Source organism: Corallococcus sp. EGB, assembly GCF_019968905.1.
GTDB lineage: Bacteria > Myxococcota > Myxococcia > Myxococcales > Myxococcaceae > Corallococcus.
Window position 1 is genome coordinate 5643636 of the sequence record NZ_CP079946.1, and the last position, 12138, is coordinate 5655773.

8 protein-coding genes are annotated in these 12138 nt (G+C 72.6%); 2 read left to right on the forward strand and 6 right to left on the reverse strand.

From position 1 onward, the window contains the following. Positions 1-135 precede the first annotated feature (135 nt). Positions 136-666, reverse strand: a complete 531-nt coding sequence (locus KYK13_RS23140) for a molybdenum cofactor carrier protein (RefSeq protein ID WP_223633344.1) — start codon at positions 664-666, stop codon at positions 136-138. 243 nt (positions 667-909) lie between these two features. Here KYK13_RS23140 and KYK13_RS23145 point away from each other — a divergent pair, with 243 nt between their 5' ends. Next, complete coding sequence (locus tag KYK13_RS23145) at positions 910-1134, forward strand: hypothetical protein (protein ID WP_223633345.1); 225 nt, start codon at positions 910-912, stop codon at positions 1132-1134. A gap of 96 nt (positions 1135-1230) precedes the next feature. Continuing rightward, positions 1231-1623 carry a hypothetical protein gene (locus KYK13_RS23150; protein WP_223633347.1) on the forward strand — a complete coding sequence of 131 codons (393 nt, stop codon included), beginning with the start codon at positions 1231-1233 and terminating at the stop codon, positions 1621-1623. 71 nt (positions 1624-1694) lie between these two features. Here KYK13_RS23150 and KYK13_RS23155 read toward each other — a convergent pair whose 3' ends face one another. The 5 genes from KYK13_RS23155 to KYK13_RS23175 all read right to left on the reverse strand — a co-directional run bounded on the left by KYK13_RS23155 (position 1695) and on the right by KYK13_RS23175 (position 12138). Beyond that, positions 1695-5003, reverse strand: a complete 3309-nt coding sequence (locus KYK13_RS23155; protein ID WP_223633353.1) for a serine/threonine-protein kinase — start codon at positions 5001-5003, stop codon at positions 1695-1697. 4 nt (positions 5004-5007) lie between these two features. Beyond that, positions 5008-5832 carry a hypothetical protein gene (locus tag KYK13_RS23160; RefSeq protein WP_223633355.1) on the reverse strand — a complete coding sequence of 275 codons (825 nt, stop codon included), beginning with the start codon at positions 5830-5832 and terminating at the stop codon, positions 5008-5010. 26 nt (positions 5833-5858) lie between these two features. Next, positions 5859-8465 carry a TonB-dependent siderophore receptor gene (locus KYK13_RS23165; RefSeq protein ID WP_223633363.1) on the reverse strand — a complete coding sequence of 869 codons (2607 nt, stop codon included), beginning with the start codon at positions 8463-8465 and terminating at the stop codon, positions 5859-5861. A gap of 236 nt (positions 8466-8701) precedes the next feature. Next, positions 8702-9628, reverse strand: a complete 927-nt coding sequence (locus KYK13_RS23170) for a PhnD/SsuA/transferrin family substrate-binding protein (protein ID WP_223633365.1) — start codon at positions 9626-9628, stop codon at positions 8702-8704. Then, positions 9625-12138, reverse strand: coding sequence for a tetratricopeptide repeat protein (locus KYK13_RS23175; protein ID WP_223633367.1), 2514 nt, complete (start codon positions 12136-12138; stop codon positions 9625-9627). Before KYK13_RS23175 ends, KYK13_RS23170 begins: the two co-directional genes overlap by 4 nt.

The window sequence follows — 12138 nt, forward strand, 5'->3', positions numbered from 1 at the left end:
ATGGCGGACGTGGCTGGGGCCGGGTGTGCTCCCCGCCGGGCGCGGCCCAACCCCACGCCGTCCATCCTAGAATCTTTTCCGACCCCGTGGGGTGCCTTCCCCCCTCCCCACCCGCGCCTCCAGCCCGCCCGCCGCCTAGCGCGTGGCGGCGAGGAGGAACTCGGCCACCCGCTCCAGGGAGGTGGTGCGCTCGGCCTCGGCCGGGAAGCGCCGGAACACCTCCGGTGGCCCGTGCAGGATGAGCGGCTTGCCATAGCGCAGCGCCAGGACGGCCTCCGCGACGGTGCCGGCCCCTCCGGGCAGCGCCACCAGCGCGTGCGGCGTCAGCACGTTGATGTGGTTGCGGCTCATGGGGTCCGTGCCCTGCTCCCCGCTGAGCGGCAGGTGCGTGTAGATGGGGATCTCGATGTCCGTGTTCGGGTAGCCGGGCCGGGGCTGGTAGCGGCCGTCCGCCCCCACGGTGCCGGGGATGATGCCGATGGCCGCCCCCCGCCGTCCCTCCACCTGCACGAAGGCCCCCGCCGCGGCGCTCATGACGCCGCCGCCCGCGCCGGTGAGCAGGTCGAAGCCGGCCTCGGCGATCCACCGCGCCAGGGGAACGACCCACTCCTCGTGTGTCGCCCTGCCGGAGCCGAACACTCCGATGATGCGGCGGTGTCTGCGCATGACTGCGTCCTCCACGAAAGACCGGAACTACGTGTGCCCCTGTTCCATGCGAATGCCCGGCCAACGCGGCAAGGGATCACGAACCTCCGGGCGTCCCCGCTCCCGTCCACCCGTGGAAGGTGCGTGACGCGAGCGTCACCTGACCGTCGCTTCCCTCCGCCCGGGGCGCCAGACGCGGGCTGCACGACCCGTGATGTCGGACCCCTCCTCTACCTTCGGCACAACCAAGCGAGGAGGCCGCCCATGTTGGACGCCTGTGGAGGTTGTGAGCGCCGTGGCACCGCCAGAGAGGTGTTCGACGGGGGCGAGCTGCGGGAGCTGCCGGACCCGCCCCCTCCCGAGCGCGACGCCCTGCCGGAGGACTTCGGGGGCCGCTGCTGCACGCATGCCCGCGCGGAGCCGTGCTCGTGCGCCTTCCACTGGGTCTGTGCCCGCCACGGCGACCTGCACGTCGGCACCCATGACTGAAACGCGAGTGCGGCCGTTGACACATGGGCAGTCGGTCCACGACGTTTCCCACGACTCCGGGCACGGCTGCCCGCGAAGGAATCGGAGCACGACACCATGGGGCTCGCCGAACGTCAGGAACTGGCCGCGTTCAAACAGGACACCCTCCCAGCGAAGCTGGCGGAGCTGAAGGAGGCCGCGCGCGGGGCGGACCTCCAGGTCACGCTCGACGAGGAGAGCTTCACCACGGTGGCCGCCATCCAATGGCTGTCCCATGGCATCTTCGACCGGCTCATCGACGACATGAGGCGCGTCTGCGGCGATGCCATTGGAAAGCAGGCCGTGCGGGAGGGGCTCCAGCGGGTCCACCTCGTTCACCAGGAGGCGCCGGGCTACACGCTGGAGCTGAAGGACGGCACCCTCACCGTCCGGGCGAAGCTGGACGGCTCCATTGGCGACGACCTGCCCGGCTACGGCACCTACAAGGACTTCTTGTACAAGAAGCTGTAGGCCGCATGCCTTCCGGGCAGGAGAGCCGCCCTGTCCCAGGGCGGCTCCCAACCCGTGTCATTCCGTCCGGCTCAGGGCACGTCCAGCGCGACGCCCTGGCCGGGCACGGCCATCACCCAGCGGACGACGTCCGGCTTGCCGCCGCAGGTGACGCGCACCTCGAACTCGCGCCCCGCGGGCATCTGGCTGGACAGCGGCGTCTGGCCCTCCAGCACCTGCGAGCCCAGTGACACGCGGCACCCCTGGGCGCCGGTGACGCTGAGCGTGCCCCGGGCATCCGCCTGGGGCGCGGCGTCCGCGAGCGTGCGCAGGTCGATGTGCTCTGACTTGGGCACCTTGCCGAAGCGGTGCAGCTTGCCGTCCACCGCGGTGGAGACGAGCCAGCCCGAGGGGTCCTCCGGCAGACCGGAGTTCGGATCCAGCAGGACGCCGGACAGGTAGACGCGCTCGCCCTCCTGGGCGTTGCGCACCTCCACACCGCCCTTGGGCAGGAGGAACACCAGCGCGAGCCCCGCGAGCACCAGGCCCACACCGCCCACGATGAGCCCCTTGCGCTGACCGGGCGTGAGCCCCTTCCCGCCCGCCGTGGCGGCGGGGGCCTGGGCCGTGGACGCCACCGCGTGGACGGGGGCCGGCGGCGCGGCCACGGGCGCCACCGGAGGGCGCACGGGCGTCGCGATGGGGGTCACCGGCGGGAGCGGCGGAGCGGCCACGGGCTGCGGCGGAGCGGCCCCCGGCGGAGGATAGGCCGCGTGGGTGCCCGTCGGCGGCGGCGAAGGGGTCCCCGGCTGAGGCGCGGGAGGCGCCGCGTATTGCGCGTGGGTGCCGCCAGGCTGCACGGACATGGCCGCGGGGGGCGGCGGCGGAGGGGCCGAGGTCAGGGGCGCGACGGAGGGCACCGACACCGACGGACGCTGCGGCGGAGGCCCCACGCGCGTGGGCACGTTGGCGGAGGCGGCCGGCCGCACGGCGGTGGGCGGCGGCAGCGACGACCCGGGCGCGGGCGCGGCCGGGCGCGAGGGACGCTGCGCGGGCGCGGCCACGGGCGGCGCGGCCGGGGGACGCGTGGGGTCGGCGACGGAGACGACCTCCGTGCCACGGTCGGCGGGCTCCGGCGGAGCGGCCACCGGGGGCGGCTCCATCCGGGGCATGCTGCCGGAACCGCCACGCGCGGGCGGCCGGGACAGGTCCGACGGGGCCCGCATGTCGCTGCCCGAGCCCGAGCCCGTCCCCAGGTTGCGCGAGTGCGAGCCCGTCCCCGGCATCAGCGCACGGGGGTTGGAGCCCGTCCCCGAGCCGGAGATGGACGACGGCGCGTACTCGGTGAGCCGGTCGCCCAGCGCCTCCTTGAAGAACTGCGCCACCGACGCGGGCGACGAGGACAGCCGGTGGTGCGCGATGACGGCTTCAATCTCCTCGCGCATCGCCGCGGCGGAGGGCGTGCGCCGCGCCGGGTCCTTCACCAGCGCGCGCAGGATGAGGTCCGACACGTCCTGCGGAATGTGGGGCCGCAGCTGCGAGGGCACCGGCGCGGGCTCGCGCACGATGGCCGCGAGCGTCGCCGCGTCGTGGTCCCGGCGGAAGGGCAGCTGGCCGGTGAGCAGCTCGAAGAGCACCACGCCCAGCGCGAACACGTCGTTGCGCCAGTCCAGCGGGCGGCCGCTGGCGGCCTCCGGGGAGAGGTACGAAATCTTTCCCTTGATGACGCCCGCCTGCGTGTGCTCCTCGCCCTGCACCTTGGCGATGCCGAAGTCCGACAGCTTGATGGCGCCGTCCAGCGACACCAGCACGTTGTGGGGACTGACGTCGCGGTGCACCACCGGGTGCGCCGTGCCGGACGGGTCCACGTAGCTGTGCGCGTAATGCAGGCCCGCGGCCACCTCCGCCACGATGCGCAGCGCGTGCTCCAGCGGCAGCGCCATGCCCTTGCGGCGCAGCTCCGTGATGAGGCGCTTGAGGTCCGGGCCGCGCACGTACTCCATCAGGATGTACGCCACGCCGTCCGTCACGCCCACGTCGAAGGTCTGGACGACGTTGGGGTGCGTGAGGCGCGCGTTGGCGCGGGCCTCCGCGAAGAGCATGTCGACGAACTCAGGATTCTCCGCGAACTGCGCGAGAATCTTCTTCATCACCACGAACTTCTCGAAGCCCTTCACGCCCTGCTGCTTGGCGAGGAAGACCTCCGCCATGCCGCCCTGCCCCAGCCGGCGGATGATCTGCAGCCGCGCGCCGCCGCTGTGCGTGTCCGTGGGCGACGTGCCCCGGGCGCCGGGGTCCTGGTTGGTGGAGCCGAAGAGGTACTGGCTGAGCGCGCGCTGCTCCAGCGCCTCGATGTCGTCCAGCGGCTTGTCGGTGAGGGGCGTGCGCGCGAGCAGCCCCTGGAACTGCGCGAGCGCCGGGGCCCGGGCGGTGCCGCCGCAGACGGGGCACACGCGCTCCATGGTGCCCTTGGCGCGAAGGACCTCCAGGTACTCGGAGGTCTGGATGCGCTGGTGGGTGACCTGGCCGCAGTTGCGGCAGTCGCACGGCAGCCACAGCGTGGCCAGCTTCGCCGGGAGCGCCTTGGTGGACTTCGCCAGGACGCTCAGGAGCGGCGGCGGCACGCGGCAGAGGACCACCTGGGCGCCCTGGGACGCGACCTCCAGCACCTGTTCGATGCGCGGCAGCGCCTCCGGCTCCACCACGCTCACGTGGCAGCAGTCGAAGGCGACGCGCCCCTCCAGGCCGGACGCCAGCCGGCGCACGTTGAGGTCGCCCTTGAGCGTGCTGGCCAGGGTGATGAAGGTGATGTCGTCCTGGATGATCTTCAGGTGCGACGCGAGCTCGGACGGCTCTGACGGGATGCCCGAGCGCAGGTAGCGCAGCACCGCCGGGTCCACCGCGGAGAACTGCTGGCGGCGCGCGAAGTCGAAGAACTCCGTGGGCTCGTCCGCGAACTCCAGCGGCTGGGCGCACACCGGGCACTGGTGCGGCGGGGCTCCGCCCTGCTCCAGCACCTTCGCCTCCTCCACCAGGCGCACCAGCCGCAGCCGGTCCTCCTTGCAGAAGCGGCACGTGTACGGCGCCAGCATGGAGAGCACGCGCGCGACGCCCGCGAAGCCCTCCACCATGTTGAGCTGATCCACCACCACCGGCGGCGCGTTGACGACGTACAGCCCCGACACGCCCTGCGGCGGGTGGCCGGCGAACTCGATCCACCGGCGCACGCCGAAGGAGCTGATGCGCTCCACCAGGCCCAGGTCCACCACCACCAGGCCCTGGAGGCCCTTGGAGGTGGACGTGAGGGGGAAGGTTTCGTCGATCACCCCGGCCACGCGCACGTGGGTCAGACTGCCCACGCGCAGGGAGGTGATGCTGGCATTGGAAGTTTGGCTCTCCACCCGCCTACCCTCGTTCCAGACAGAACAGCAGCGACTTGGGCTGCGCGGCCCGGCGGCGCGCATCCCCCAGGTCCACCCCACAGGTGAACTGGGTCCGCTTCCCCGGGGTCACCCGCACGGCGACCGCGTCGCTGTGCTCCAGGATGCGCCGCAGCCCCAGGCCCGCGCCACCCCCCGAGGCATCCACCTGCGCCTTCTCACCCCACGCCCTCACCACCCGCACCAGCGGTGACACCGGCATGCGGCCGAAGCGATCCGTTGCCTCCAGCCACGCGCGGCCCTCCACCACCGCCCAGGACAAAAGGCAGCGGTCCTCCTCCTCCACCGCCTGCACCTGCCCCCGCCGGTGGGCGTACTTCGGCTCGCCGCTTCCGTCCACCGGAGCGTCGAGCAGGGCGTTCACGCCAATCTCATGGACGACATCCGCCACCCGGCCGGCCGCGCCCTTGGAGCCGCCGGCCTGGAGGACGGCCTCCGCCACGCGCTCGCCCACGGCCGTCACCTCCGCCACGCTGCCCAGCCACGTGACGGACGTGGCGGCCTCCTGCGGAATCATGGGCTCGCCGCGCAAGAGCGCGCTCAAGAGGCGCGCCTCCCAGGCGGACGGCTGGCCCCCCTCGCGGGTGGCCAGGAGCAGCGCTGGGGGCCTGCGCTCCAGGAGCGCGGCGTGGGCGGGGGTGAACCGCCCGTCGAACAGCACCAGGTGCGGTGCCGCGTCGTCTCCCTTCCCCAACTGCAGGCCATCACGGGCCAGCACCCCGGAGGCCTTCTCCAGCGCCTCCGGCGTGAGCGTCGTGTCCGGCGTCAACTTCAGGGGAGCATCCTTCACGGCGGCAGCGGTTTCCAAACAAGGCCCTAGTAGTGGAGCCGGACTTCGGTGAAGACGCCCAGCGGCGGGGCGGGGAAGCCGTGGGACTCCTCGTACTTCGCGTTGAAGAGGTTGGTACCCAACAGGGACACCGCCACGCGCTCGTGGACGTTGAAGCCCACGCGCGCGGTCGCGGTGATGTAGCTGGGCAGCTTCACGCGGGTGGTGGTGCCGGCGTTCTCATCCACCACGAAGCCCGGATCATACCGTGCGCCCACGAACAGGCCGTAGAGCTCCACGAAGGCGAACTTGCCGATGTTGGTGCGGCCGCGCAGGTACACGCGGTGGCTGGGCGCGTAGTCCAGCGGGTAGCTGGCCCCGCCGCCCACCGGCAACGCCTGGGCGTCCAGGAACTGGTAGGCCACGTCGAAGGACGAGTTGAGGGACGGCACCTGCGCCGCGGCCTCCGCCTCGAAGCCCGCCACGCGCGCGTCGCCCAGGTTCTGGAACTGCGAGGTGGAGCCGAAGAGGAGCTCCTGGTTGATGAAGTTCCGGGCGCGGTTGTAGAAGCCCGTGCCCGTCAGGCGCACCTTGCGGTCGAAGGGCCAGAAGTCCACGGCCGCCTCCACCGTGTCCAGCGTCTCCGCGCGCAGCGCCGGGTTGCCCAGCAGCGTCGCGGCGTACATCTGCTGGTTGATGGCCAGCTCCGCCAGCGTGGGCGCGCGGAAGGCGCGGCCGTAGTTGGTGCGCAGCGTGAGCAGCTCCGGGATGGCGTGGAACACGACGCTGGCGCGAGGGGAGATCTGATCCGTGCGCTCCGACCAGACCTTGGAGGGGATCTGGTAGTTGTCGTACCGGGCGCCGCCGCCCACCACCAGCCGGTCCGTGATGCGGTACTCCGCGTCCACGAAGCCGCCCAGGATGGTCTGCTTCGTGTCGTCCAGGGTCAGGCCGGGGAGGACGTTCTGGTTGTTGACCTGGTCGGCCTTGATGTCGCCGCCCACGGTGACGGACAGCTTGTCCAGGGAGAACAGCGCGCGCGCCTCGCCGCCCAGGCGGCTGCGCTTGCCGAGCGTGTCCTCCAGCGCGCCGGTGATCTCGTTCTCCAGCGTCACGTTGCGGCGCTTGAAGAACGCGTAGCCCTGGGCGAACACGCGCACGTTGTCCGTCACCTGCTGATCCAGCTGCAGGGCGGCGTTGAGGTTCTGGACGTGCTCGTTGTCCTGCGCGGTGTAGTGGCAGCGGCCGCAGTTGCCCACGGTGGAGATGTTCTGACCGCCGGGCCGGCCGATGTTGCCGTCGGTGAAGTCCGCGTCCAGCGCAAGGGGGCCCACGCGGACCTTGCCGTTCACCTGGTGGACCAGCGAGTCCTCGTTGGTGTCCGTCTGGTTGAGCTGCGGGTTGTTGAAGAGCTGCGGGCCGTCCGAGCCGAACCCGTAGTAGCCGAGCAGCGCCTCCACCGGGCCGCCGCGGCCGGCGACGTTGGTCTGCAGGCGCCAGGTCTTGTCCTGGCCCGCGAGGATGCGCGCGTCCGCGCCCACGTTCTGGCCCTTGGCGATGAGATCGCCGGGCTGGCGCTCGATGATGTTGATGACGCCGCTGAAGGCGTTGGAGCCGTAGAGCGACGAACCCGGGCCGCGAATCACCTCCACCTGCTTCAGGTTGGTGAGCGGCGTCGTCTCATCCGCGTAGAACTGGCCCGTCCAGGGGTCCGTCAGGGGACGGCCGTCCTTGAGGAGCAGGAGCCGGTTGGACAGGTAGTTGGAGCCCAGGCCGCGCGCGCTCACCGCCGCCTTGCGCATGGAGCCCCGGCGGCACTCCATGCCCGGGAAGTACTGGATGGCCTCGCAGAGCGAGAACTGGCCGGTGCCCTCCAGCTCCTCCGCCGGAATCCAGGACACCGTGAGGGGCACGTCGGAGATGCGCTGGCTGCGCTTGGAGGCCGTGGTGACGACGGCCTCGCTCAGCGCCATGTTGATGTTCTTCTCCAGGTCGTCGCCTCCGCCCAGGTCCGGGCCGTCCAGGCCGGAGAGGCTGGAGGGCGGCGGCAGCGCGCGGTCCGGGGTGGGCTCCGTGAAGGGCGCGCGGTCCGGGACGTTGGTCGCCGCGCGCGGCTGCGACGACGGCAGCACCGCGCCGGAGCCCAGCGCGGGCGGCGGGTTGGAAGGAACGTCGGTGGTCAGCGGCCCGTCATAGGGCGACGTGGGCGAGGCCACGGGCAGCGGATCCGACACGGACGGGCCGGGGCCGGCCAGCGGGGGCGGAGGCGGCGTGTGCGCCGGCTCGTTGGCGAGCGCGGGCTCCTGCGGCTGGGTGGGCGCCTCGTCCGGAATGAACTCCGGCTCCACCGGCGGAGGCGGCGTCTTCGCGCCCCGGCGCGTCTTCGCGGCGCGCGGCGGCTTCGCCCCCGGAGTCGCCGTCTTCGCGCCCGGGGAGGTGGCCGCCTTCGCGCCCGGGGGGGTGGCCGCGCGTTTGCGGGCCGTCTTGGTCCGCGTCTTGGAGGCGGGCTCCTGGGCCTCCTGGGCCCGGGCCGTCTCCAGCGTGAACAGGGACAGCGCGCAGACCACCAGGGTAAGGCATGCGCGCGCGCTCAGCCGCCCGGCAAACCCCTTCACCGCGTTGGTGCGCGGCCCACCGTACTCAGTCGAGTCCATCGTTCTCAATTCCACGAGGGGGAAGCAGGGATGTCCGCGGTCCTTGCGCCAGGAGCCAGAGCCGGTGCGACTGGCAATCGCTCAGGGGGTCGAGTTTCCACCCCTGAACGATGGCGTTCCGCTCGACTTCTCAAATTACCGCAATAACTCGCCTTAGGCCAAGTCATGGCTGTCGATCGCGGCAAAACACGCGCACGGCGACGGGAGCGCCGTGCGCTGATCAGCCCACGGCGCAATCAGTCATCCGGCTGTTCAGCGGAGACGGACAGGTCGTCCGCGAACGGAGGCAGCGCGGGACCCAGCGAGTCGGACCGCACCAGGACGGGCGTCTCCACCCGCAGGTCGGGCGCGTCCGCGAGGACGGGCTGACGGCGCGGGGGCCCCTGGGTGACGAGCTTGCGGAAGTCCTCGAACTCGTGGCCCTGGATGCGGGCGAAGGCGTCGAACGGAGCGACCGCACCGACGGAGGACAGGGACTGGGACAACGCGTCCGCCCCGCCCTTCACCTCCACCAGCACGGCGCCGGGCACCCGGGCGCTCTTGAAGAGGACGCGCAGGTCCTTGGGCACGTGCGAGACGGGCACGAGCGCGGCCTCCGCGCCCTTGGCCTCCAGCATCTTCACGGCCGACTCCACGTTGGGCACCGGCACCAGCTTGAAGTGCTTCTGGGCATCCAGGTCGCCGCCCAGCACGACGTGGGTGACGAACTTGGGATCCGCGGGACCCGCGCCCTTGACCACCGCCAGCCGCTTGCCGGCGAGGTCCTTCACGCTGCCCTTCTGGCTGGAGATGATGGCCCAGCGCTGCTGCGTCTCACCGGCGCGCGGCGCGTACGCCACGGGCTGCGCCTTGGCGCCCAGTTGCACCGCGGCCCAGCCGTCCACCACGGCGAAGTCGATCTGCCCCTCCCCCACCGCCTTGGCGAAGTCCTCGTAGCGGCCGAAGCTCTTGCCGGTGACGGGGCGGCCCAGGCTGGCCTCCAGCTTCTGGGCGAGCGCTTCCGCGTACTGGAAGCGCTCCTGGCCGTCCGACAGCGTGGTGGCGAGGAACACCCCCAGCGTGGCCTTCTTCGGCGCGGCGGACGCGGGGCGGGCAACGACGACGGCGAACAACACGGCGGCGAGCAGGACGCTCCACCGCGCGACAAGGGATGGCGTCTTCACGGCGTCTCCTCCGCGACCCCGGTGGCCGGCGTGGCGCCCTGCGCGTCACCCAGTCCATAGAGGCCCTGCAGGCGGTCCTTCCATTCACGCACCTGGGCGGCGCGGGCTCCCGAGGCGGACACCAGGTAGCGCCGCCATGCGTCCACGGCCTCGGCGGGCTCGTGCCGGCGCTCCTGCGCGTCGATGCCCAGGTTGAGCGAGGCGATGGGCACGGACGTCTCCAGGCGCTTCCACGTGGCCAGCGCCGACGCGGTGTCACCCTGGCGCCAGTCCACGCACGCCAGGTTGTGCTGCACCACCGCGTCGTCGGGCGTCGCGGCGAGCGCGGCCTTCAGCGCCTTCTCCGACGCCTTCATGTTGCCGGAGGCGTAGGCGAGGGCGGCCTCGCGCCGCAGCAGCGCGCCGGTGAAGTGACCCATCCACTTCGGCTGTCCGGGCATGGGCTTCTTCTGGGCGGTGGCGAGCAGCTTGCGCGCGGGCGCCACCTTGCCCTGGCGGTAGAGGACATACGCGTCCGCGAGCGTGCGCGTGTTGGGCCACGCCCACTCCGGCGCCGGGGTGAGGGCGCGCTTGAGCCCCGCGGTGGCCTCCGCGAACCGCCCCTCCTCCGCGCGCGTGAGCGCCCGCGCGAAGGTGGCCAGCTTCGCCAGGTCCGAGCCCTTGCCGGTGCCCAGGCGGTCCACGGCGTCCAGGTCCCGGTTCGCCGCGGCGGCGTCGCCCACCTCCAGCTTCGCCAGGGCGCGGCGCACGAGCACGCGGGGCAGGTTCGCCTCCGCCACCTTCGCGGCCGTCTTGGAGGGGCCCGCGTCCGTCAGCCGCTGCACGGCGGCGTCCACCTGGCCCAGCTCCACCTCCGCGAGCGCGGCGCCCGCGGACGCCTCCGCGCGCTGATCCGGCTCCTGCGTGGCCTCACCGGACTGGGTGAAGGCGGCGAGCGCGGCCTGCGCGTCGCCGCTGCCCAGCCGCGCGTAGCCCAGGAGCAGGTGCTCGCGCCAGGTCGCGCCCGGCAGCGTCACCGCGCCCTCCATCACCTTGCGGGCCTCCGCGTACTGGTGGCTGTCCAGCAGCGCCGCGCCCAGCCGCCGGGCCATGGGCACGGAGCGGTCCAGGTCATACGCGCGGCGCAGGTCGCGCACGGCGTCATCCAGGCGCTGCGTGCCGGCGCGCTCCCTCGCGCGGTGGGCCAGCGCCTGCGCCAGCCACTGCTTCGCGCCGGGGTGGCCCGGTTCGACCTGGAGCGCGCTGCCATAGTCCTCGATGGACTGATCCCACTGGCCGGTGGCGAAGTGATCCGCGCCCAGCAGCATCCAGCCCAGCGCCTGGCGCGGGGCCATCTCCACCACGCGCCGGTGCACCTCCACCGCGCGCTGGAAGCGGCCGGCGCGGCGGTTGACGGAGCCCAGCGTCGCCCACAGCTCCAGGCTGCCGCCGCCCGACTTCACCGCGGACTCCAGGAACTGGATGGCCTCCTCGTGGCGGGACTGCGCCTGGAGCGCCTTGCCCACGGCGATCTGCCCCATCAGCAGGCCCGGCTGCAGCTCCAGCACCTTGCGGAACTCGGCCTCCGCCTGCGCGGGCTGCTTCTGCGCGAGCCGCACGTCGCCGAGCAGCAGGTGCGCGGCGGGCGTGGCGCCCAGCTTCATCAGGGCCGTGGCCTGGATGTCCGCGCGCGGCACGTCGCCCGCGGCGAGGTACAGGCGCGCGAGGCGCTCCTTCGGCTCCGCCACCTGCGGGAACTTCGTCACCAGCCGCTCGAGGAGCGCGCGGGCCTCCGCCACCTGCCCCTCCAGCTCCAGCACGGCCGCGAGGCCGATCTGCGCGGTCGCGGACTCCGCCCGGCCGGCCTGCGCCTTCTCGAACGAGGCGCGCGCGGCGCCAGCATCCCGGCGCAGGAGGTGCGCCTTGCCCAGCAGCTCGTGGATCTGGAAGTCGTTGGCCGCGAGCTTCTCCGGGCGCAGCGCCAGGTAGCGCTGCAGCCGCGTCACGGCCCGGTTCCCGTCCTGGGCGTACAGGTAGTAGCTGGCCAGGTAGTAGTGGACGATGAGGTGGTCCGGCTGATCCGCCGCGGCCACCTGCTCCAGCACCGGGACGGCCTCCTGGAAGCGGCGCAGCTTGAAGTACGCGGTGCCCAGCGGGTACGCGAGCGCCAGGTCCTGCGGGTTCTGCGCGAACACGGGCTGAAGGCGCGCGGCCGTGCGCTGGAAGTCCTGGAGCGCGTTGGCGGCGCTGCCCAGGCCCGCGGCGGCGGAGACGGACTGCGGCTCCTGGGTGAGCGCCTGCTCGAAGAGGTTGAGCGCCTTCTTGAACTTCTCCTCCGCCTCCTTCTTGTCGCCCTTGGCGGCGGCGGCGTTGGCGGACACGAGCGCCTGTTCACCCTGCTCCGTCATGCGCTGCGCCTCGGTGGCGGGCGGCGGGCGGAACTGGGCGAGCGCCGTCGGCGGGCCGGCCAGGGTGGCCAGCAGGACGAGCGCGGTGGAGACGCGGCGCGGGGAACGGATGAATGGGCGCAT